This is a genomic window from Frankia umida (assembly GCF_023242945.1).
Taxonomy (GTDB): Bacteria; Actinomycetota; Actinomycetes; order Frankiales; family Frankiaceae; genus Frankia; species Frankia umida.
In genome coordinates, this window is record NZ_JALKFT010000028.1 from 43,974 (window position 1) to 65,293 (window position 21,320).

Genomic DNA, 21,320 nt, shown 5'->3' on the forward strand with positions numbered 1-21,320 from the left:
GGTGGGTCATCCCGGGGGCCATCGCAGCGCCCCAGGGCCAGGGGCCTGCGGACCTGCACGAGGAGCCCTGTGGACGTACCTGCCCTGCATCCGATCGACGCCGCCCCCACCGTGCCGCTGGTCGCGGTCGGTACCGGGCGCGGACGGCGGCTCGCCGTCGTCCTCGGGGCCGGTGGGGTACTGACCGCGGTCGCGCAGGTCTGGCTCGTCCCGTTGCTGCCGGCGCTGCCGCGGCTGACCGGGTCCTCGGCCACCAGCGCCAGCTGGCTGATCACCGTGGGACTGCTGGTCGCGGCGGTGGTCACGCCCCTGTTCGGCCGGGCGGGGGACATCGTCGGCAAGCGGCGGATGCTGCTGGTCGCCCTCGGGGTCCTGGTCGCCGGATCGTTGCTGTGCGCGGTGTCCTCGCAGCTGTGGCTGCTCATCCCGGGGCGGGGCATGCAGGGCGCCTGCCTGGCGGTGGTGCCGCTGTCGATCAGCATTCTGCGCGACGAACTACCGGCGGCCCGGGTGGGGGCGGCCGTGGCGATGATGAGCGCGACGGTGGGGGTGGGCGCGGTCGTCGGCATCCCGTTCGGGGCGCTGATCGTCCAGTACACCGACTGGCACGTGATGTTCTGGGTGATCGCCGCGTGTGGCCTGACATTGCTGGTCGCCGCGCGGATGGTCGTGCGGGAGTCACCGGTGCGCGAACCGGCCCGCTTCGACACCCACGGCGCCGTCGGACTCGCCGCCGGCCTGCTGTGCGGGCTGCTCACCGTCTCCCAGGCCGCGGCCGGCGGACCCCTGCGCCTCCGGGTGCTGGGCCTGGCGACCGCGACCCTGGTGATCCTCGTCGGGTGGGCCCGCCGGCAGGTCCGCACCGTCGATCCGCTGGTGGACCTGCGTCTGGCGGCCCGCCGTCCGGTGCTGATGGCCAACCTCGCCGCGCTCGGTGTCGGCTTCGCCTTCTACGCCAACGCGATGTGCACCGCCCTGCTCGTCCAGGTGCCGAAGGAGGCCGGCTACGGCCTGGGCCTGTCGGTGCTGGCCGGTGGACTGTGCCTGCTGCCCGCGGGACTGGTGATGGCCGCGCTCTCCCCCCTGTCGGCGTGGATCACCACCACCCGCGGCCCGCGGACCACCCTGTTGCTCGGCACGAACATCCTGACCGCCGGCTACCTGCTCCGCCTGGCCGACAGCCACCACCTCATCATGATCATCCTGGGTGGGGTGGTGGTCGCCGCCGGTACCGCCCTGGCCTACTCGGGTGTGTCCATGCTGACCGTCCAGGCGGTGCCCCGCGGGCAGACCGCCGCCGCCGGCGGCATCACCGTCCTCATGCGGATGGTCGGCCAGGCGACCTGCAGCGCCGCCGTCGCCGCCATCCTCGGTCATCTGTCGGTCGCGACCTCCGTCGGTCCCGTCCCCACCCTCGCCGCCTTCCGGACCGTCTTCGCCATCGCCGGCCTCGCCGCGGTCTTCGCCACCCTCGCCGCGATCCTCGCCCCGGTCCGCGCCCGCCACCGCGCCCGTCGCCTTCCCCCGCGCCGCCTCATCCCCTTCGCCAACACCCCCGCCCCCGCCCTGACCTGCGGGTCCTGCGCGCCCTCGCTGTCTCTGGCCTCCGCGGCGCCCGCCACCTCCGCGGTGCCTTTCGCACCAGCCCTGCCCCCCGGGGCTGCCGTGACCTCCGGGGCTGCCGTGACCGCGGCGTCGGCGGTGAGCGCGGTGAGCGCTTCGTCGGCGACCGAGCGGAGGGCGGCGACCATAGGGTGGTCGCAATGGGCCGTACGCAGAACTCCACGGGTGGCGCCGACGGATTCCTGATCCGCCGCTGCCAGGCATTCCCGACCCGGCCCTCGACGGTCCTGTCGCTGGACGCGCCACCGCGCGGTGGACCGCCGCTGGTCGACGTGCGGATCGCCGCCGGACACATCGTCGAGGTCAGCGCGCCGGGGCTGCCGGCACTGCCCGGGCAGCCGGTGATCGACGCCGCCGGTGGCGCGCTGCTCCCCGGACTACACGATCATCATGTGCACCTGATGTCCCAGGCCGCCGCCATCCGGTCGGTAGGGGTGGGCCCGCCGACCGTCGTCGACCGCGGGGGACTGGGCGCGGCCCTGCGCGCCGGCCGACCCCCGGCGGGACAGGGCTGGGTGCGCGCTGTCGGTTACCACCCGTCGGTCGCGGGTGAGCTCGACCGGGACGCCCTGGACGACCTGTGCGGGGACCGTCCGGTGCGGCTTCAGCATCGCGGGGGAGCGCTGTGGGTGCTGAACTCGGCGGCGATCGCGCGCGCCGGGGTGGCGGACTGTCCGCTGCCCGGAGTGGAACGCGACGCGTCGGGACGACCCACCGGGCGCCTGTGGCGGATGGACGACTGGCTGCGCGCCAACCCGGCCATCCCACCGGTGACCCTCGATCTGGCCGCCGTCGGACGACAGGCCGCCGCCCGCGGCGTCACCGGATTCACCGACGCCACCCCCGGACGCGGCCCCGCCGAACGCAGGCTGCTCGTCGAGGCCGCCCGCCACGGCGCCCTGCCCCAACGGCTCGTCCTGATGCGCCCCGAACCCGCCCCCGCACCCTGCGAGCCCAGCCCCCCCGGACCCCCCGCGCCACCCGCACATCCCGGACCGCCCGGGCCCTGCGCGCGCCCCGGACCGCCCGCGCGTCCCGGGGTCGTCGACGGGCCAGTCAAGATCATCCTGGATGACGACCGGCTGCCTGAGCTGGACGGTCTCACCGCCCGGATCGACGCCGCGCACCTGGCCGGTCATCCCGTGGCCGTGCACTGCGTCACCCGGGTGCAGACCGTGCTGACCCTCGCCGCCCTCGCCGCCGCCGTACCCGTCTCGGGCCGGTCAGCGGCGCGGGAACCCACCACCACGGTCGCCGGCACCACCGGTCGGGGCGGTGGTGAGGGAGATGGGGGTGGTGATCGGATCGAGCATGGGGCGGTGCTGCCGTCCGAGTTGTACGGCGAGCTGCGCGAACGGGGACTGACCGTCGTCACCCAGCCGAACTTCGTCGCCGAGCGGGGCGACCAGTACCTGGTGGACGTCGACGACGAGGACCCGGGGTCGCTCTACCCGGCGGCGTCCCTGGTCCGGGCGGGGGTGCGCCTGGCCGGTGGGACGGACACACCGTTCGGCGGGGCCGATCCCTGGGCGGCGGTCCGCGCGGCCGTGCGGCGCAGCACCGCGGCGGGAACCCTGCTCGGCGGCGACGAACGGCTGCCCGCGGTGACAGCGCTGGCCCTGTTCCTCGGCCACTCGGACGATCCCGCCCGGCTACGCACGATCCGGCCCGGAGCGCCCGCCGACCTGGTGCTGCTGCGCCCCGGCCTGACCGACGTCCTGGCGGATCCGCGGGCTGAGCACGTCCGGTGCACCTTCGTGGCCGGCGTCCTCGTCCACCCGGAGGACGCGGAGCAGGGGCGGGTGATCCGCGCGGACGCGGACGGGGCCGGGGACATGGCGGGCGGGGAGGCGGCGGGCGGGGATCGTTGAGTGGCGGTGAGAGATTGCTCGCGTGCCGGCCACGGTGGAACCCGGTCTCGGCACAGTGTCGGCATGGACCCCAGACGTGACCCGTTTCGACTGAGCCTCGCGAGCTACCCGCTGAGCCACGCCGTCATCGCCAGGTTCAGCGACATGGATGTCAACGGGCATCTGAACAACGTCGCCCTCTCCTCCTACTACGAGGACGCCCGGGTGGCCGTCGACCTGCGTGTCTTCCCAGAGGCACCCGGACGGCGCTCCTTCTCGCTGGTCGTGGCCCAGGTGAGCACCCAGTATCTCGCCGAGGCGCCGTTCCCGGGCACCTACACGATCGGGATCGGCGTCTCCCGGCTCGGCACCACCTCGTTCACCCACAGCGCCGGCCTCTTCCTCGACTCGGTGTGCCTGGGCCTGAGCGACGCGGTGATCGTCCACCTGGTGGACGGCCTGCCCACCCCCCTGCCACCCCACCTGCGCACCATGATCGAGACGGTGGCCTTCCCCGCCCCCGGCATCGAGGCGACCCCCGACATCGACGCCCAGGACGCCCGACCAAGATAATCAACGGCGTTGATGACGTTCCGCCGCGCCTCTCCCGAGGAGGATCAGGAGACGTCCGGACGAACCCGCGAGGTCACAGCGGCCATCCGGGGAGATTTCGGATGATCATCCAGGTCAGGGCGGTCGCGCCCAGGCCGTAGGCGAGCGCGGGGGGCAGTGGGGCATGGCGGCCCTGCCAGACCGCCCGGGTCTGGCGCACGAGCAGACCGAGGAGCAGGGGCGCCCCGGCCAGAACGAACAGGTTGTCATGGCCGGCCTGCGCCCAGTGGCCGTGCAGGAGATCGTAGGTGAGGCGCAGGGTTCCACAGGCCGGGCAGTCCAGGCCGGTGACGTGGCGGATCGGACAGGTGGGCATCGCCACGGTCGGGTCGTGCGGGTTGTGGCCGTAGACGTAGGTGAGGCCCAGCGCGGTGCCGGCCATCACGGCGGCGGCGGCCCTCCGACGTCGTCGAACCCGCTCGGACGACAGCGACCGTGGCGGTGGCGGTGGCGCGGGTGGCGGTCCCGTCTCCGCCGGCGGCAGGGGTGTCCCCGCAGGCGCCGGCGGGGACGGGAGTCGCTCAGTCACGCAGCGGCCGGCCCTGCTTGTCGCGGACGCTGCCGGTGAGCATCATGATTCCGTCGATGAGCGCCCAGATGCCGAGGCCGCCGCAGGTGAACAGCTGGGCGAGGGCGATGCCGGTGTTGCCCAGGTACCACCGGCCGGCACCGACTCCACCGAGCAGGATCTGCAGCAGGCCGGCGGTGAGCTTCTGCTTCTCCGAGTAGGGCTCGCCGGTGACCGGATGGCGGCCGAACGGGGCGTTGGAGTCGAAGGGGGCGGGCTGCCCATAGCCGGAGGCAGGCCCATAGCCGGGCCCGCCCTGGCCCTGGTAACCACCTGGATAGCCCGGCTGAGCGCCATAGCCGGGCTGACCGCCGTGACCCGGCTGACCCTGGTAGCCGCCCTGACCCGGCTGGCCCTGGTATCCACCCTGGCCCGGCTGGATCTGGTAGCCGCCCTGCTCGGCCCAGTTCGGATCGGTGTAGCCGCCGGGCTGGCCGGGATTCGGTTGTCCCTGTGCGTCCTGCGGTTGCCATGGCGTGGTCATCGTGTGCTCCCAGGATGTGCGCTGCCCGCGGCCTGAGGCGTGTCGCCTGGACGGTCACCAAAGATCGAAGATCTCTGGCTGTCCGGCTGCCGCGGCGCCCCCCGCGCGGTGATCGAGGCGATGGTATCGGGGCCCGCGGGTCCCGCGACCTGGGCTGGTGCATCGCGAGCTGTCCGTTGGGCGACTCGCTGCGCAGTGCGACAGGTTCAGCGCTTGCGGTCATGACGCGGGGGACGGGTACGACTGACGGCGCCGGCTCGGCCTCACCAGGGCGACGCCGGTGGTCCGCGGCGAACAGCCCCAAAGTGCCCCACGTCGCCGAGGACACCAAGCCCGGCACCGGATCGGTTCCCCGGGGGAGCACGCCGCCGGGAGTCGCCGGTGCGCACGCGCGGGCCGGGTCACCGTGGGGGCACGGACGCGTGGTGGGCGGAGTCGGTCGACGTCCGGGGTGGGCGTGATGACCTGGTGTTTTTCGGCATCCGTCGGGGGAATGCGACGTGCCGGCCGAGAGCGGCTTTGTGGCGGTGTTCCGGATATCGCGGATGCGCGGTGCGGAGCCGGGTGTGCGGGTGGCCTCGACAATCGGCGGCCGGCGTGAAATCCGTACGGTTTCGCCACCCGCCGCGCCGTGGCGTCTTCTACAGTTCACCCTGAGTCCATCTGCGGCGTTCGCCGTGGCCCGGAGGTGACGGGCCGCAGCCGGGATGGGAACAGCCTGGAAGGCGGTGTGCGCGCATGTACGACGACGCGGCGGGTGCGGAGGCGGGCGGCGGGGCGGCCACGGCGGAGTTCGCCCAGGCCGCGATGGAGATCCTCGAACCGTTCGCGGAGAAGTACGGCCTGTACCTGGCGGAACGAACCTGCTGGCATGTGCTGTTCGCCAGCGGGCGGCGGGTTCTGGACGTGGCCTGCGATCCCTGGTCGTGCTGGGCGCTGGGTGCCCAGGTCGGCCTGCGGGAACCGGCTCCGGTGGACGCGGGGGAGCACCCGCGGGCGTTGGGCGTCCAGGATGTTCTCCAGGCCGTCCACGGGCTGCGGGAGAACACCTGGCGGTGGACGGCGGCGGATCCGGCGCAGTTGCGCGAGGTGCTGCGTACCCTCGCGGCGCTGCTCGACCGGTACTGCGCGGATCTGCTGCTCGACGACGAGGCGTTCGCCCACGCGGAACGTCTCGTCCAGCAGACGACCGCGCGCCGCGGCGCATTCCTGCGGGAGTTCGAGGAGCACTGAGCACACGGGCAACACTGAGCACACGAAAGGCCCGCGGCGCCGGGTGAGCACGGACGAACAGGTGTCGTTGCCGTTCCCGCGACGTACGAGGAACGCGTCTGGCGGGCCGGCGGCAACGTCGTTCGGCGATCGGGCCCGGCGATCGGGTGCGGGACGGATGACCACCGGCGGTGGTCCGAACGTCCTTCGGGGAGGCTACCTCTGGCGGTCGTGCGCGTGGCGTCCGCCGGAGAGCATGACCAGTGAGAACCAGCAAAGGCCGCAGTTCGACTGTTCGACGGTGGAACGGGCGTCGTCCGCGAGAGTTTCACGTAACCCCCGGGAGAGGCGATGACCGTCCAGTATGTGCGGGATGCGCTGCCCGGCGCAGGTGCCGGTGACAGTCGCGGTCCGACCGGCGTCCCGGTCCCGGCCGTCCCCGGGGCGGGACCGCCCCGGCTGCGCGCCCCGCAGCTCGCCGACCTCGCCGCAGCGTCCATCCGGGAGACCCACGGGGCGGTGCTGTACCTGACCGCCGACCGGGCCTACAAACGTCGCAAGCCCCTGCCCGCCGGCCCGCCCACCGCCGCCGAACTGCGCGAACGCGAACAGCTGTGCGCCGCCGAGGTGACGCTCAACCGCCGGCTGGCACCCGATGTCTACCTGGGAGTCGCCGATCTGTACGACGACGCCGGCACCCTGCTCGACCATCTGGTGGTGATGCGGCGGATGCCGGCGAGCCGTCAGCTGTCCACGCTGGTGCGCCGGGGGGCGCGGCTCGCGCCGCTGCTGCGTTCGATCGCCCGGGCGCTGGCGGTGTTCCACCAGCGGTGCGAGACGTCCCCGCGGATCGCCGCGGCGGGGGAGCGGGCGGCGCTGGAGGCCCGCTGGCGGGAGGGTCTGGCCGGGATCTCGGTGTTTCGCGGCAGCCAGCTCGACGCCGCCGTCGTCGACGACATCGGCCGGCTGGCGCTGCGCTACCTGGCCGGACGCGGTGAGCTGCTCGCCGAACGGACCCGGGCCGGCTGGATTCGCGACGGCCACGGCGACCTGCTCGCCGAGGACATCTTCTGCCTCGACGACGGCCCGCGAATCCTCGACTGTGTCGAAAGCGACCCGCTGGCCCGCGCCGGGGACATCCTGGGCGATGTCGCGTCGCTGGCGATGGACCTGGAGCGGCTGGGCGCGGCCGAGGAGGCCGCCGACTTCCTGGAGGACTACCGCGAGTTCAGCGGCGAGGTCCATCCCCGCTCCCTGCAGCACTTCTACGTCGCCTACCGGGCGTTCGACCAGGCCCGGACGGCCTGTGCGCACGGGCAGGGCGATCCGGACGCCGCCGAGCGGGCCCGGCGGCTGCTGGCCGTCGCCCACCGGCATCTGCGTTCCGGACGGGTACGCCTGGCCGTCGTCGGTGGCCTGCCCGGCACCGGGAAGACGACGCTGGCCAGCCGGCTGGCCGAGGTCGGTGACTGGGTCCTGCTACGCAGCGACATCATCCGCCGGGAACTCGCCGGCGAGCCGGCCAGCCCCGACGAGGGCACGTTCGGTGTCGGCCGGTACGCCCCGGAGATCACCGACGCCACCTACACGGAGATGCTGCGGCGGGCCCGGGCGGCGCTGTGCCGGGGGGAGAGCGTGGTCCTCGACGCCTCGTTCTCCAGCGCCGGGCACCGCACGATCGCCGCGCAGCTCGCCGGTGAGGTCTGCGCCGATCTGGTGGAGCTGCACTGCGTGACCGCGCCGGAGGTCGCCGCCGCCCGGATCGCCCGGCGGATCGCCGCCGGACCCGGCGCGAGCGAGGCGACCGGGGCCATCCACCAGGCGATGGCGGCCCGGGCCGACCCGTGGCCGTCGGCGACGGTGGTGCGCACCGCGGTGTCCGTGGCCGAGGCGCTGCAGACCGTCCTGAACCACCTCGACTAGCGGCGCCCGAGCCCCGCGGGGACCGGGCGCTCCGGTGCTCCGGTGCTCCGGTGGGCTGGCCGGTTGGCGGGTCGGCGGGCTACTTGTCGATGCGGGTGGCGTAGACGGCGGCCTGGGTGCGGCTGGACAGTTCGAGCTTCTCCAGGATCGCCGACACGTAGTTCTTGACCGTCTTCTCCGAGAGGTGGATACGCCCGGCGATCTGCCGGTTGGTCAGCCCCTCGGCGATCAGCACGAGGATCTGACGCTCCCGCTCGCCGAGCGTCGAGAGCTTGCGGTCCTCGGCCGGCCCCTCGCGCAGCCGGGTGAGCACCCGCTGGGTGACCGCCGGGTCGAGCAGGGACCGCCCCGAGGCGATGGTGCGGATCGCCCCGACCAGGTCGGTGCCCTTGATCTGCTTGAGCAGGTAGCCGGCCGCCCCGGCCATGATCGCGGCGAACAGGGCGTCGTCGTCGTCGTACGAGGTGAGGATCAGGCAGCCGATCTCGGGATGCGCGGAACGCAGATCCCGGCAGACGTCGATACCGTTGCCGTCCTCGAGGCGGGCGTCCAGCACGGCCACGCTCGGCCGGGTCGCGGGAATACGGCGCAGCGCCTCGGCGGCCGTCGAGGCCTCACCGACCACGTCGATGTCGCCGGTCTCGGACAGCATCTCCCGGATCCCCCGGCGGACGATTTCGTGGTCATCCAGCAGAAAAACCCGTACGGTGCTCACAGTGTGACGATACTGCTCGAGGTGGTCGCCGCGGCCGCGAACGGGGGTGACCCCGGCGGCAGGTGGCACGTCCGGGCCACGCACCGGGGCGGGGTGGCGGGGCCCGCGGGGGGCCGTTGCCATACGTACAAGGGGTCACGCTGAGAAGTGCGTCTTTCTCCGTGCGTCAGGGACCCCTCAGACCGGGCAGGAACACGGGGTGGCTCGGGCAGGGGAGAGTCGTCCAGCTGGCCTGGCCGGACAGGGCGAGGTGATCACGACGAAATCCAACGAAGTCATGATGTCCCGATCCGGCCGGTCGAGCATCGGCGCGCGCGGTAGCGCACCGCCGGGCTCCACCGCACCGACCGGTTCCACCCGCGACGCTCCTGTCGTCGCGGTCGCTCCCGTCGCCGAGCCGCTGTTCGATCCCGGCCCGGGGACGTCCCCGCGTGGTGTCGACCGTGGTGTCGATCCGAGCTCCAGGTGGGGCGCGGGCCGTCCGCCCGCGTCCCACCGCGAATCCGGGTGGACGGTGCGCCCGTCGGCGTCGCCGACCGCCCGGCGCATGACGCCCGCGATGCGGATCTGGCTGGTGATCGCGCTGGTGAGCTGCGCCGTGATCTGCCCCGGGGTGCTGCTCCTGCCCGACACCGTCGCGTCGCGGGTGCTGCGCGCGGTGATCGCCGTCGTCCTGCTGCTCGCGTGCGCCGTCGCCGTACGCACCGGATGCCGTGCGCGCGGCCGCCACCGCACCTGGCGTCTGCTGGTGGCGGTGGTGGACCTCGCGATCGGTCTCGCCGCGCTGGCCGCGGTGTTCATCTCCCCGACCGCGGGGCCGTTAGCCGACCAGTTACACCTCGGCTACGGCCATCTGCTGCTCCTGCCGATCGTGGGCTGCGCGCTGGTGGCGCTGCTGGCCTACCCGATGCACGCGCCGGGAGCCGCCGCCGAACGACGGGTGCTGATGGGCCACCGCTGGTGGCTCACCACCCTGTTGGACAGTCTCATCGTCGTCGGCTCGGTGAACCTGCTGGCCTGGGCGCTGTTCCTGCACCGGATCGTCGACAACGGGGTGGGCGACACCGAACACTTCGTCGTCGCCCTCGTCCTGTGCGTGTTCAGCCAGCTGCTGGTCTGCGCCACCGCACTGTTATGGATCTTTCGCCGGCCGGCGGCGACCACCGGTTTCATCCTGCTCTCCGTCGCGCTCACCGGGATCTCCGCGAGCCTGCTCCTCTACACCGCGAACATCGCCGTCCAGCATGTCGTCCTGCGCTCCGGCCCGGAGATCGCCTGGCTGCTGGCCAGCTGGTGCCTGCTGCTGGCCTGCCTGGCCCCCGAACGCGCCCCCGCCCCCGCCCCCGCCCGCGCCGACGGCGGCGCACCGGCCGAACCCGGCCCGTTCACGAAACGCTGGGCGCACATCCTGCTGCCGCTGCTACCACTGGCCACCGCCAGCCTCATCGCCCTGGTCGACGTGTCCGTCGGTAGCGGGCTGAACGTCGTGGACGTGGTCGCGCTGCTGGCCCTGCCCGTCCTGGTCCTCGCCCGCCAGATGATCACTCTGGCGGACAACGTCGGTCTGCTGCACCGCCTGGAGAGCAGTGAACAACGCCTGCAGCGCCAGGCCTACCACGATCCGCTGACGGGCCTCGCCAACCGCGCCCTGTTCGCCGACCGGCTCCACGCCGCCCTGGCCGGCCAACGCGACGACGGCCGCTCCTTCGCCGTCATCTACGTCGACCTGGACGACTTCAAACGGGTCAACGACACCCTCGGTCATGCGGCCGGCGACCGGCTGTTGCAGGTCACCGGCAGCCGGCTGACCCACGCGGTGCGCGCCGGGGACACCGTCGCCCGCCTCGGCGGCGACGAGTTCGCGATCCTGCTGGTACCCGGCGGCGACACTCCCGCGATCATCGGCAGCCGGGTGCTCGCCGCGGTCCGGGCACCCACGGTGCTCTCCGGCGTGCGTCACAGCGTGCGCGCCAGCGTCGGCCTGGTCGTCGCCGAGGCGTGGGAGGAACTGTCCTCCGAGAGCCTGCTGCACCGCGCCGACGCGGCGATGTACGCGGCGAAACGCACCGGAAAGGGCAGCCTCACCCTCTACGACCCGAGTCTGGAGAACAATCCCGCCAGCATGTCCCCGAGGATCGCGCTGCTGCGCGCGCTGCGCGGGGATCCGGGCGAGGGCTCGCTGCGGATGCGCTACAGCCCGGTCGTGGACGTGCGCGACGGCCACGCGGTCGGCACGAAGACACAGCTGCGCTGGTGCCACCCCGAACACGGTGATCTGCCGGCCATCACCCTGGTCCCCACCAACGAGCAGACGCAGCTGATCCCCCTGCTCACCGCCGCCGCCCTGGCGCGCGTCGTCGCCGACCTCCCCCGGCTGCGCGCCAGCCCCACCACCCCGCCGCCGGTGTACCTGCCGATACTGGCCGGCGTACCCGTGGCGGCGACGGTGCTGGACGCGCTGCGCGCGGCGATGGACGACGGCAGCCTGCGCCCGGGAGAGGTCATCGCGGACCTCTACGGCGCCGAACGGGGCTTCGACATCGGCAGCTGCCTGGGCCCGCTGAACGACCTGATCGCGACCGGCATCGAGGTGGGGGTGGCCGACTTCGGCGCCGCCGACGCGAACCTGATGATCATGAGTATTCTGCCGATCACATCGGTCACCGTCGACCACGCGGTGAGCGCCATCTGGCTGTCCCCGTCCCTCGGCCGGCGCCACCAGGCCATCCGTGACCACGTTCTGCGCATCATGAACGAGCTGGACGAGTACATGATCCTCACCGACCCGGTCGACGCCGACGCCGCGGCCCGGGCGGTCGGCCTCGGCCTGCCCAGGGCCATCAGCACCGACGACCGCGCCGTCCCCGTCGCCACCCCCCCGCCCGGCCCACCCGCCCCACCCGCCCCCATGTCGGGGATCAGAGACGGTCCACCGCGGTGACCCGCACGGCGGCGACACCGGCCTCGTCGGAGGCGGCCAGGTCGATCTCGGCGCTGATCCCCCAGTCATGGTCCCCGGCCGGGTCGTCGAGGATCTGCCGGGCCGTCCACACCGGCCCGTCCTGGTTCAGCAGCAGCATCGCGGGGCCGCGCGCGTCCGGACCCGTGCCGATCCGGTCGTACTCCTCGTAGTAGCCCTCGAGCGCCGCCTGCCACCGCTCGGCGTCGAACGTCGAACCCGCCACCCCGGACCCGCCCGGCGCCGGCCCGTCCAGCTCCCCAAGCAGGTCACAGCGGCGCAGGGCGGCGAGCTCCACCCGGCGGAACAACGCGTTGCGCACCAGCACCCGAAACGCCCGTGGGTTACCGGTCACCGCCGGCGGTCGATCGTCGACCGCCGAGGCCGCGAGCGCCGCGTCGACGGGGGAGCCCGGGTCGCTGAGCCGCTCCCACTCGTCGAGCAGGCTCGAGTCGGTCTGGCGGACCAGTTCCCCCAGCCACTCGGTGAGATCGGTGACCTCCTCGGTGCGGGCGTCCTCGGGCACCGTCTGGCGCAGCGCCTTGTAGGCGTCGGCCAGATAGCGCAGCAGCAGTCCCTCCGATCGGGCCAGCCCGTAGAACGACACGTACTCGGCGAACGTCATCGCCCGTTCGTAGAGCTCGCGGGCCACCGACTTGGGCGCCAGCTCGTAGTCGTCGACCCAGGGATGGCCCTGCCGGTAGGTCGCGTACGCCGCGCCGAGCAGCTCGGCCAGCGGTCGCGGATAGGTGACCTCCTCGAGCAGTTCCATCCGCCGGTCGTACTCGACACCCTCCGCCTTCATCGCCGCGACCGCCTCGCCGCGGGCCCGGCTGAGCTGGGCGTGCAGCACCTGGCGGGGATTGTCCAGCGTCGACTCCAACACCGACAGCACGTCGAGGGCATAGCCGGGCGCCGCCGGGTCGAGCAGCTCCAGCGCCGCCAGCGCGAACAGCGACAGCGGCTGGTTGAGCGCGAAGTCGAGCTGCAGCTGCCCGGTGATCCGCACCGTGCGCCCCAGCTCGTCCGGGCCGTCGAGACGTTCCACCACGCCGGCGGCCAGCAGGGCCCGGTAGATCGCGATCGCCCGGCGGATCAGCCGCCGCTGGGTGGCGGGGTCGGAATGGTTGTCGGTGAGCAGATGGCGCATGGACGCGAACGCGTCACCCGGCCGGTTGATCACGTTGAGCAGCATCGCGTGCGACACGGTGAACTGGGACGTCAACGGCTCCGGCTCGGCCGTCACGAGCCGGTCGAACGTCGGCTCGCCGTAGCCGACACTGCCCTCCGGTGGCTTCTTGCGCACCACCTTGCGCCGTTTCTTCGGATCGTCCCCGGCCTTCGCCAGCGCCTTCAGATTGTCGACCACATGCTCGGGGGCCTGCACCACGACATTGCCGACGGTGTCGTACCCGGCGCGCCCCGCGCGTCCGGCGATCTGGTGGAACTCCCGGGCGGTCAGCAGCCGCACCTTCGTCCCGTCGTACTTCGACAGGGCGGTGAACACCACCGTGCGGATCGGCACGTTGATGCCCACCCCGAGGGTGTCCGTCCCGCAGATCACCTTCAACAGCCCCGCCTGCGCGAGCTGTTCGACCAGCCGCCGGTACTTCGGCAGCATCCCCGCGTGATGCACCCCGATGCCATGACGCACCAGCCGGGAAAGCACCTTCCCGAACCCGGCGGTGAACCGGAACCCACCGATCGCCGCCGCGATCGCGTCCTTCTCACCCCGCGACGACACGTTCACACTCATCAACGCCTGCGCCCGTTCCAGCGCCTGCGCCTGGGTGAAGTGCACGACGTACACCGGGGCCTGGCGGGTCTCGAGCAGCTCGGCGATCGTCTCGTGCAACGCCGTGGTGACGAACCGGTAGAACAACGGCACCGGACGCTGCGCCGAACTGACCACCGCCGTCGGCCGCCCGGTGCGTCGGGTCAGATCCGTCTCGAACCGCGACACGTCGCCCAGGGTCGCCGACATCAGCACGAACTGGGTGTTCGGCAGTTCCAGCAGCGGCACCTGCCAGGCCCAGCCCCGGTCGGGATCGGCGTAGTAGTGGAACTCGTCCATCACCACCTGGCCGACGTCCGCGGCGACCCCGTCGCGCAGCGCGATGTTCGCGAGGACCTCCGCCGTGCAGCAGATGATCGGCGCCGTGTCGTTGACACTGGCGTCGCCGGTCATCATCCCGACGTTCGACGCCCCGAACATCGCGCACAGGGCGAAGAACTTCTCGCTTACCAGCGCCTTGATCGGCGCCGTGTAGAACGTGCGCCGCCCCGCGGCCAGCGCCGCGAAGTGCGCCCCGGCCGCGACCAGGCTCTTGCCCGACCCGGTCGGGGTCGCCAGGATGACGTTCGACCCGGACACGATCTCGATCAGAGCCTCCGACTGCGCCGGGTACAGCTCCAGGCCCTGCTCGGACGTCCACGCGGTGAACGCGTCGTAGAGGGCGTCCGGATCCGGCTCGGCGGCGATCGTGGCGGTGAGGGCGGAGGTGGTGAGGGCGGAGGTGGTGAGCGCGGGGGCGCCGGGGGCAGCCGGAGCGCCGGCGACACGCGGGGGGAGGTGGTCGGCGAGAGTCATGGTCTCCTGATCGTGCCTGATCCTCGCGGCCCACCGCACCGCGGCGCCGTCCGGGATCGGCGCCAGGGGCCGACCGAGCGGCCCCGCCCGCCGTCCGCCCTGGCCAGCCGCGTGGTGCGGGGGAGTGGCCCGGCCCCGTCAGCCGGCCATGCGGCGGGTGATCGTGTCCGGTGGTTCGGCGTGCAGGACCCGGCCCGGGGCGCGCTCGTCGGCGAGCAGCCAGTAGCCGCGGTCCTCGTGCAGCCCCACCTGCGGTGGCGGCTGGCAGGTACCGCCGACCCGATGGGCGTCGAACCCGCTGGTGGCGCTGGCGAACGTCGTATGGCAGGTCGGGCAGTGTGCGGCGGTCAGCGCGGTCCACCGGGCGTCGCAGCCGCCGCAGGCAAGCAGGATGGGACGTTCGTACTCACTGTCCCGCCCCGCCATCCGGCCACCTTTCCCCCGAACCCCTATATCCCCGTAGACCGGGATTCTCACCGGTTCACGTTTCGAACGCCGGCATTTCGCCTGTCGCGTCGCCGCAGACCACGTCCAGCGGTAGACCACGTCCAGCGGTGCACCTGGGCGCGCCCGACGGTACTCCACCGCCCAGAGCATCCCCGACCAAGATAATCAACGGTGTTGACGCCGTCCCAGTGGCAGAAAAACGATCATGGTGGCGAAACCTGCCCGGGAGGAGCACACCTGGGGGAGGGGAGACGCCGACACCAGGGGTGAGGCCGGTGTCAGGGCTGGCCGGGCCTGAGTTCGACGAACAGCGCCTCGGCCTGCGCGCACAGGACATCGCCATGGTGCAGTCCGCCGCGCAGATAGCACTTGCGGCCCTCGACGCGGTCGACCTCCACGTCGACCCACAGCTCGGTGTCGATCGGCACGATCGCACGATAGTCGACGTGCAGATACGCGGTGCGGGCCATCGGCCGGTCCCGGTTGGCCACCGCGCTGAGCGCCTCGTCGAACACCAGCGGCACCGCACCACCATGCGCCGCGCCACCGCCGCCGAGGTAATGGCGACCGAACGTCAGCCGGCACCGGCCATGGTGGGCGTCGGCCTCGTCCCAGTGCAGGACGGGCACCATCGTCTGGCCCCGCCCCGGCAGGTCGAAGCGCCGTCCCGCGACCCGTTCGCTCTCCGCGACAGCGAACGGGGCGAGCTGCGCGCCGAGCTCGGCCAGCTGATCGGCCACCCGGCTGACCAGAGGGTTCGGCAGCCGCGCGCCTCCCACGGCATCCAACAGATGACGCAGGTTCGCGGCAAGCCGCTCGTAGTCCGCGCCGCCGGCCGGCTCCGGTGTGTCGGCCAGGCGGCCATATGGTCGGGAATCCGCATGCCCCGTGCTGACCTCACTCACCGGCCCAGCATGACAAACCCGGCCGCAGGGCGAGTGGGGTGGGGGAGAACTGTCGGACCCACCGGTCAGAATCGACCCATGCCCTCGGCGCCGGTCTGTGTCCTGTCGCGACCGGGATCTGACCCGTGCGCCGCGCTGTGGGCGGCGAAGCTTCCCACCCGCCATCCCCTGGCCATCGTTGCCGTGCCCGGCGTCGGGTTCGCGCTGGCCTGGTCAGCAGGCCTGGCGCCCGGGCCGGCGGGGCTCGGGGTCGTCGCGGGCCCGGGCGAGGCCGGGCGCCACCTTGCCGAGATCGAACGTCGTCTCGGGCCCCGTTGGGTGTGGTGGTCGTCGCGGCCCGCGACGCAGGTGGTGATCGAGGCCCGGGTGCGCCTGGCCGCCTGCTGGGATCTGTCCGCCGTGCACCGTCTGCTGCACGGGGGCCGCCGCGGCGACGAACCGGCCGTCTGGGCGGCTGCCGTGGGCCTGCCGCCACCGCCGCCGCGGGGATCCACCCGTCCCATGCGGGCCGCTGCGGGGCAGCTTGATCTCTGGGATGTCGCCACGATGGCCTCCGGCGACGACACCGGGGCCGACGCCGTCCTGCGTGCGCCGGTCTCGGCCGGGGCGGGCCACGCCGACGCCGGCGTCGGCGTCGGCGGTGAGATCGGGATCGACGGTGACGCACTACGCGGTGACGGTCAGCTCGACGCCGACTGGCTCGCCCGGGCCCCGTCCGCCGCCCAGGCGCTGCGTCGCGCCGCCCGGCTGGCCCAGCTCGCCCTGACGGTGCACGAGCACCAGACGGTGGCGCTGCGCCGTCTGGCCGATGGCCGTCCCCAGCCGGGCCGCATCCCCCTGTCCGTGCTCACCGCCTGGTCGGAGTCCGCCGCCGAACTGCTCGCCCGTGAACTCGAACGCGACGGGCTGCCCCTGGCCAGGCCCGTCGCCGAGGCACTGCTCGACGAGCTGATCGGCCCCCGCCCGCACACCCCCGCTGACGAGCACGCGGCCCGCCGCCGCCGCGACGCGCCCGTGCTCGCCCACCTGCCCGCACCGGTCGACCTGCGCAACCCGGCGGCGGTGCGGGCGGGTCTGCGCACCATCGGTATCGACGTCCCCGACACCCGCTCGGGTCGCCTCGAACCGCTGCGGGGCGCGCATCCCGTCGTCGGCGCCCTGCTCGCCTGGCGGCGCGCCGAACGGATCGCCACCACCTACGGCCACCGCTGGTTGGACGAACACGTCGGCGTCGACGGCCGGCTACGCGGCGCCTGGCACGGCAGCGACGGCGGGGCCGGTCGGATGACCGCCCAGGCCGGCCTGCACAACCTGCCCGCGGACCTGCGGATCGCGGTCGTCGCCGAGCCGGGCCGGGTGTTCGTCCGCGCCGACCTCGGCCAGATCGAACCGCGGGTGCTCGCCATCGTCTCCGGTGACACCGCGCTGGCCCGTGCCACCCACGCCGACGACATGTACGCCCCCGTCGCCGCGCACCTGGGCCGCCCGCGCGCCGACGCGAAGATCGCGATGCTCGCCGCGATGTACGGGCAGACCACCGGCTCGGCCGGCGAGGCGCTGCGCCGGATGCGGCGCGCCTACCCCACGGCGCTGGCCTTCCTGGACGCCGCCGACAGCGCCGGCCGTGAGGGCCGTGACCTGCGTACCTTCGGTGGCCGGCTGATCCCCCTGGCCCCCGCCGCGGCCGCCGGTGCCGGGCCAGGGGCGGCCCGGGGACTGACGGACCCGCCTGCGCCCGACGCGCAGGACGACGCCGCGCCGACCCCGCAGGCCCTGATCGCCCGCGGGCGGTTCGCCCGCAACGCCGTCGTGCAGGGAGCCGCCGCGGAGCTGTTCAAGGCCTGGGCGGCGACGGTCCGCATCGAACTGGCGGCACTCGACGGCGACATCGTGCTGTGCCTGCACGACGAGCTGCTGGTCCACGTCCCCCGGCGGCATGCCGAGCAGGCCGCCGGGCTACTGCACCGCACCCTGGCCGCGACCGCCGCCTACTGGGCGGCCGGCAGCGGCGTGCGCCTCGTCGCCGACGTGTCGATCCTGCACCGCTGGTCCGACGCGCCGCACTGACCCGGCCCGGAGCGGGGGTTCAGGGTCGGCGGTCGTGGAAGGTGCGGCGCAGGTCGCTCACCCAGGCGTCGGGGTTCTCCCAGGGAATGAAGTGGCCGCCGTGGTCATGGGCGTTGACGTTGACATGGTTGAACCAGGCGGCCTGCGGGCCGCTGGTGAACGCGCGGATCCGCTGCTCGGCCGTGTGGACGCCGGGCGGATTCTCGTAGCCGACGAAGGTCAGCCCGACCGGGGCCTCCACCACCGGAGTGCGCTCGTGGGAAGGAGCCCAGGGATACCGGTTGGCGTTGGCGTAGTACCGCATCGACGTGGCGATGGAGTTGTTCACCCAGTAGATCGTGGCGTGGGTGAGCAGGTCGTCCCGGCTGAACACCCGCTCGAGGTCACCGCCGTTGTCACTCCACGCCGTCCAGCGTCGCAGCAGCCAGGCGAGCAGCCCGGCGGGGGAGTCTGCCAGCCCGTGCGCGACGGTCGCACCATCGAGGGTGTGCACCGCCAGGTGGGACGCCCACCGGTGGTCCAGAGCCAGGATGCGGGCGCGTACGTCGGCGGGCTGGTCGTCCGACAGGGGCCGGCCCCGGGCGAAATCCCAGGAGCGGGGGCCGTTGAAGAAGTCCAGCGGCAGACCGGAACCGATGTGGATGCCGTACAGCTCGTCGGCGTAACGGTGGCCGAGCTGGCTGGTGACCAGAGCACCGATGTCGCAGCCACCCGCGGCGTACCTCTGATGACCGAGGGTCTCGGTCATCAGCAGATGCCAGAGGTCGGCGACCTTCCAGAAGTTGACGTCCGGGAAACCCGTCAGCGGACCGGGAAACCCGAAGCCGGGCAGGGACGGCACGATCACGTCGAACGCGTCGGTCGGGTCACCGCCGAACGCCGCCGGATCGGCGAGCGGGCCGATCACCTTCGACCAGTGCCAGAACGTCCACGGCCAGCCGTGCGTCAGGATCAGCGGGATCGGACGGACACCCCGCCCGGCCCGGCGCAGGAAGTGCACCGGTACCCCGGCGACCGTCACCTGGTAGTGCTCGTAGGCGTTGATCTGCGTCTCCGCCCGGCGCCAGTCGTAGCCGTCTCGCCAGTAGTCGACCAGCGCGCGCAGATAACCGACAGGGACCCCGTAGGACCCGTCCTCGTTCCCCTCGTCCACCGGCTCCCGGGTCAAGGCGAGCCGAACCCGCAGATCCTCGAGGACCTCATCGGACACCCGGATCGGGGCGGGCTCCAACGGAAAGGCACGGGGGGACGTCATGATCTGGCTCTCCTACCGAGGTAGCGGGACGCGACGGCGCCCACCGGGTCACGGTCCGAACCCGTCCAGCATCCCTCGAAGGTCAGCCCACGATCGACCTCCGCACCCCTTCGTCCATCACCAAGATAATCAACAGTGTTGACATCCACGCGACTCATTGATCAACTACTAAGATCATTACCACGCACCTGGGGGAGGGGGGTCCCTCCGCTCCGCACTTTCCGGAGGAACGCGACATATGGCGCTACTGGCCGGCTGGTGGCAGGAGAGAGCGCGTGGTGTCGCCTCGTCGGGATGCCGACCGCGCACAGCGCGGCCAGCATCCCCCGGAAGATCCTTGTGGACGGTGCGACGCGATGATCGTTTTCTCGCCCACTGCCCTACTTGACATAATGTGCATTATCGGCGCGGTTTTTTTTGGGGGGTTCGGGGTCGTTTTCTGCTGGGTGCTGTGTTCTGGGTGGGGTGGGTTCGGTTGGTTCTGGTGGGGGTGGGTGCGGGTCGGGCGGGGTGTGGGCCTGCTCGACCCGGCAGGGTGGGGGTGGTGGGGTCAGTGGGTGTGGGGGTCGAGGTCGAGGGCGAGGCTGTTCATGCAGTAGCGCTCGCCGGTGGGGCCGGGGCCGTCGGGGAAGACGTGGCCGAGGTGGCTGTCGCAGCGGGCGCAGCGGACTTCGGTGCGGGTCATGCCGTGGGAGTGGTCGTCGATGAGGGTGACGGCGTCGCGGACGGTGGGTTCGGTGAAGCTGGGCCAGCCGGAGCCGGAGTCGTATTTGGTGTCGGAGGTGAACAGGGGTGCGCCGCAGGCGCCGCAGCGGTAGGTGCCGGTGTCCTTGTTGTAGGTGTAGGTGCCGGTGAAGGCGCGTTCGGTGGCGGCCTGGCGGAGGATGGCGTAGCGGTCGGGGTCGAGTTCGGCGCGCCACTGCTCGTCGGTTTTGACGATTTTGCGGGTGGTGTCGCTGCTGGTGGGCTGCTGGTCGGGGGTGTTGCTGGTGGTCATGGTGTGGGGTCCTTTCGGGTGGTGACTGGTGGTGGTTGGTGGGGGTGTTTCGGCTGCTACTCCCCTGTGTTGGCGGTGGGCTGGTGGCGGCGGAGCAGGGGTAGTGCGGCGGCGGCGCCGCCGAGGGCGGCGGTGGTCATGGCGGTGCCGAGGGCGGGTGGGAGGTGGCCGCGGGCGGTGGCGGTGGCGAAGACGGAAACGTCGGCGGTGTCGGCGAGCATTCCGGCGGTGATCCACAGGTGGGTGTCGCGGCCGGTGGTGTGGGCGGTGAGGAGTCCGGCGCCGAGGGCGATGTCGCGGATGCCGGCGAGGCGGGCGGTCCAGGCGAGGTGGGTGGCGGTGGTGCGGTCGATGCCGGTGAGGCGCAGGATGTCGACGGCGCGGGTGAGGGCGGCGAGTCCGACGGCGGTGCGGAGGACACCGAGGGTGAGGGTGTGCAGGGTGTGTGGGGGGCTGGTGGGGGGGTGTCGGCGGGTGGGGTTCATGATTGTGGTAGGTGTCCTTCCGGGGCGGGAACGTCTTGGCTGGCTGGATCGTTGTCGGGTGGTAGTTGCTGGCGACTCGACGCTCGGAGGAGTTATATGGGCGAGCGCATCCTGCGGGGAAGCCGTCTTGGTGCGGTGTCGTATGAGACGGACCGCAGTACCGAGCTTGCTCCACGCCAGTCGGCGTCCTACGACTGTCCGAACGGGCACCAGTTCACGATGCCGTTCGCCGCGGAGGCGGAGGTGCCGTCGACGTGGGAGTGCCGGGTGTGCGGTGGGGCGTCGGTGATTGTGGATGGTGAGCGGCCGGAGCCGAAGAAGGCGAAGCCGCCGCGGACGCATTGGGACATGTTGATGGAGCGTCGTACGACTGATGATCTGGAGGAGGTGCTGGCGGAGCGGTTGGCGGTGCTGCGGGGTACCGGCGAGGGGCGTCGTAGCGCCTGAGTGCTGTCGCGCCTGTGGGCGTGGGGGTGCTGGTGTCGGGTTTTTCGTGGTGGGGTGATGGGTCGGGCACGGTGGTTGCGTGCCCGACCCTTTGGCATGTGCGGGTGTGGTTGCTGTGTGTGGGGGGTTAGCTGCTGGTGGTGGCGTTGCTGGGGAGGGTGGTGGTGGGGTGGTGCTGGTC

General features: G+C 72.5%; 17 protein-coding genes. 8 read left to right on the plus strand and 9 right to left on the minus strand.

Going from position 1 to position 21,320, the window contains the following annotated elements:
* The first annotated feature begins 69 nt into the window (after positions 1–69).
* The 3 genes from MXD59_RS20890 to MXD59_RS20900 all read left to right on the plus strand — a co-directional run bounded on the left by MXD59_RS20890 (position 70) and on the right by MXD59_RS20900 (position 4,046).
* On the plus strand, positions 70–1,809 hold the full coding sequence (locus MXD59_RS20890) for an MFS transporter (protein WP_248826321.1): 1,740 nt from the start codon (positions 70–72) through the stop codon (positions 1,807–1,809).
* Positions 1,764–3,494: an amidohydrolase family protein gene (locus tag MXD59_RS20895; RefSeq protein WP_248826322.1), complete on the plus strand. Its 1,731-nt coding sequence runs from the start codon at positions 1,764–1,766 to the stop codon at positions 3,492–3,494. The genes MXD59_RS20890 and MXD59_RS20895 overlap by 46 nt, the downstream gene beginning before the upstream one ends.
* Before the next feature lie 63 nt (positions 3,495–3,557).
* Positions 3,558–4,046 (plus strand): acyl-CoA thioesterase, encoded by a 489-nt coding sequence (locus MXD59_RS20900; RefSeq protein WP_248826323.1) that lies wholly within the window; start codon positions 3,558–3,560, stop codon positions 4,044–4,046.
* 73 nt (positions 4,047–4,119) lie between these two features.
* On the opposite strand, the gene MXD59_RS20905 is transcribed toward MXD59_RS20900, so the two are convergent.
* Positions 4,120–4,467 (minus strand): DUF2752 domain-containing protein, encoded by a 348-nt coding sequence (locus MXD59_RS20905; RefSeq protein WP_248826324.1) that lies wholly within the window; start codon positions 4,465–4,467, stop codon positions 4,120–4,122.
* A 139-nt stretch (positions 4,468–4,606) separates the two neighbouring features.
* A complete protein-coding gene (locus MXD59_RS20910; RefSeq protein WP_248826325.1) occupies positions 4,607–5,137 on the minus strand; it encodes a TM2 domain-containing protein in 531 nt (176 codons plus the stop codon).
* Positions 5,138–5,875: 738 nt separating this feature from the next.
* Here MXD59_RS20910 and MXD59_RS20915 point away from each other — a divergent pair.
* Together MXD59_RS20915 and MXD59_RS20920 are read left to right on the plus strand one after the other, a co-directional pair.
* A complete protein-coding gene (locus tag MXD59_RS20915) occupies positions 5,876–6,370 on the plus strand; it encodes a hypothetical protein (RefSeq protein ID WP_248826326.1) in 495 nt (164 codons plus the stop codon).
* Positions 6,371–6,700: 330 nt separating this feature from the next.
* Positions 6,701–8,272: a bifunctional aminoglycoside phosphotransferase/ATP-binding protein gene (locus MXD59_RS20920; protein ID WP_248826327.1), complete on the plus strand. Its 1,572-nt coding sequence runs from the start codon at positions 6,701–6,703 to the stop codon at positions 8,270–8,272.
* A gap of 79 nt (positions 8,273–8,351) precedes the next feature.
* Here MXD59_RS20920 and MXD59_RS20925 read toward each other — a convergent pair whose 3' ends face one another.
* A complete protein-coding gene (locus MXD59_RS20925; protein ID WP_308222771.1) occupies positions 8,352–8,987 on the minus strand; it encodes a response regulator in 636 nt (211 codons plus the stop codon).
* A gap of 280 nt (positions 8,988–9,267) precedes the next feature.
* On the opposite strand from MXD59_RS20925, the gene MXD59_RS20930 reads away from it, so the two are divergent.
* On the plus strand, positions 9,268–11,928 hold the full coding sequence (locus tag MXD59_RS20930; protein WP_248826328.1) for a diguanylate cyclase domain-containing protein: 2,661 nt from the start codon (positions 9,268–9,270) through the stop codon (positions 11,926–11,928).
* On the opposite strand, the gene MXD59_RS20935 is transcribed toward MXD59_RS20930, so the two are convergent.
* From MXD59_RS20935 to MXD59_RS20945, 3 genes are all read right to left on the minus strand, one after another.
* Positions 11,906–14,536: a DEAD/DEAH box helicase gene (locus MXD59_RS20935; protein ID WP_248826329.1), complete on the minus strand. Its 2,631-nt coding sequence runs from the start codon at positions 14,534–14,536 to the stop codon at positions 11,906–11,908. The two genes, MXD59_RS20930 and MXD59_RS20935, sit on opposite strands and share 23 nt — an antisense overlap.
* 138 nt (positions 14,537–14,674) lie before the next feature.
* Positions 14,675–14,962 (minus strand): FDXHR family putative zinc-binding protein, encoded by a 288-nt coding sequence (locus MXD59_RS20940; RefSeq protein ID WP_163549519.1) that lies wholly within the window; start codon positions 14,960–14,962, stop codon positions 14,675–14,677.
* Between the two features lie 299 nt (positions 14,963–15,261).
* Positions 15,262–15,888: a hotdog fold domain-containing protein gene (locus MXD59_RS20945; protein WP_248826330.1), complete on the minus strand. Its 627-nt coding sequence runs from the start codon at positions 15,886–15,888 to the stop codon at positions 15,262–15,264.
* A gap of 78 nt (positions 15,889–15,966) precedes the next feature.
* Between MXD59_RS20945 and MXD59_RS20950 the strand changes: the two genes are divergently transcribed.
* Positions 15,967–17,955, plus strand: a complete 1,989-nt coding sequence (locus MXD59_RS20950; RefSeq protein WP_248826331.1) for a DNA polymerase — start codon at positions 15,967–15,969, stop codon at positions 17,953–17,955.
* 19 nt (positions 17,956–17,974) lie between these two features.
* On the opposite strand, the gene MXD59_RS20955 is transcribed toward MXD59_RS20950, so the two are convergent.
* The 3 genes from MXD59_RS20955 to MXD59_RS20965 all read right to left on the minus strand — a co-directional run bounded on the left by MXD59_RS20955 (position 17,975) and on the right by MXD59_RS20965 (position 20,692).
* The gene (locus MXD59_RS20955; protein WP_248826332.1) at positions 17,975–19,210 is read right to left on the minus strand and encodes an epoxide hydrolase family protein; all 1,236 of its coding nucleotides are present in this window, start codon (positions 19,208–19,210) and stop codon (positions 17,975–17,977) included.
* 550 nt (positions 19,211–19,760) lie between these two features.
* A complete protein-coding gene (gene msrB / locus MXD59_RS20960) occupies positions 19,761–20,207 on the minus strand; it encodes a peptide-methionine (R)-S-oxide reductase MsrB (RefSeq protein WP_248826333.1) in 447 nt (148 codons plus the stop codon).
* A gap of 56 nt (positions 20,208–20,263) precedes the next feature.
* Positions 20,264–20,692: a hypothetical protein gene (locus tag MXD59_RS20965; RefSeq protein ID WP_248826334.1), complete on the minus strand. Its 429-nt coding sequence runs from the start codon at positions 20,690–20,692 to the stop codon at positions 20,264–20,266.
* A 96-nt stretch (positions 20,693–20,788) separates the two neighbouring features.
* On the opposite strand from MXD59_RS20965, the gene MXD59_RS20970 reads away from it, so the two are divergent.
* The gene (locus tag MXD59_RS20970) at positions 20,789–21,139 is read left to right on the plus strand and encodes an RNA polymerase-binding protein RbpA (RefSeq protein WP_163550238.1); all 351 of its coding nucleotides are present in this window, start codon (positions 20,789–20,791) and stop codon (positions 21,137–21,139) included.
* The last annotated feature ends 181 nt before the right edge of the window (positions 21,140–21,320 follow it).

What these genes read in the sequence shown, in the direction of transcription:
- MXD59_RS20950 (WP_248826331.1), top strand. Translation starts at nt 15,967, where the DNA reads ATGCCCTCGGCGCCGGTCTGTGTCCTGTCGCGACCGGGATCTGACCCG.
- MXD59_RS20920 (WP_248826327.1), top strand. Translation starts at nt 6,701, where the DNA reads ATGACCGTCCAGTATGTGCGGGATGCGCTGCCCGGCGCAGGTGCCGGT.
- MXD59_RS20910 (WP_248826325.1), bottom strand. Translation starts at nt 5,137, where the DNA reads ATGACCACGCCATGGCAACCGCAGGACGCACAGGGACAACCGAATCCC.
- MXD59_RS20905 (WP_248826324.1), bottom strand. Translation starts at nt 4,467, where the DNA reads ATGGCCGGCACCGCGCTGGGCCTCACCTACGTCTACGGCCACAACCCG.
- MXD59_RS20965 (WP_248826334.1), bottom strand. Translation starts at nt 20,692, where the DNA reads ATGAACCCCACCCGCCGACACCCCCCCACCAGCCCCCCACACACCCTG.
- MXD59_RS20935 (WP_248826329.1), bottom strand. Translation starts at nt 14,536, where the DNA reads ATGACTCTCGCCGACCACCTCCCCCCGCGTGTCGCCGGCGCTCCGGCT.
- MXD59_RS20900 (WP_248826323.1), top strand. Translation starts at nt 3,558, where the DNA reads ATGGACCCCAGACGTGACCCGTTTCGACTGAGCCTCGCGAGCTACCCG.
- msrB (WP_248826333.1), bottom strand. Translation starts at nt 20,207, where the DNA reads ATGACCACCAGCAACACCCCCGACCAGCAGCCCACCAGCAGCGACACC.
- MXD59_RS20915 (WP_248826326.1), top strand. Translation starts at nt 5,876, where the DNA reads ATGTACGACGACGCGGCGGGTGCGGAGGCGGGCGGCGGGGCGGCCACG.
- MXD59_RS20955 (WP_248826332.1), bottom strand. Translation starts at nt 19,210, where the DNA reads ATGACGTCCCCCCGTGCCTTTCCGTTGGAGCCCGCCCCGATCCGGGTG.
- MXD59_RS20970 (WP_163550238.1), top strand. Translation starts at nt 20,789, where the DNA reads ATGGGCGAGCGCATCCTGCGGGGAAGCCGTCTTGGTGCGGTGTCGTAT.
- MXD59_RS20940 (WP_163549519.1), bottom strand. Translation starts at nt 14,962, where the DNA reads ATGGCGGGGCGGGACAGTGAGTACGAACGTCCCATCCTGCTTGCCTGC.
- MXD59_RS20895 (WP_248826322.1), top strand. Translation starts at nt 1,764, where the DNA reads ATGGGCCGTACGCAGAACTCCACGGGTGGCGCCGACGGATTCCTGATC.
- MXD59_RS20930 (WP_248826328.1), top strand. Translation starts at nt 9,268, where the DNA reads ATGTCCCGATCCGGCCGGTCGAGCATCGGCGCGCGCGGTAGCGCACCG.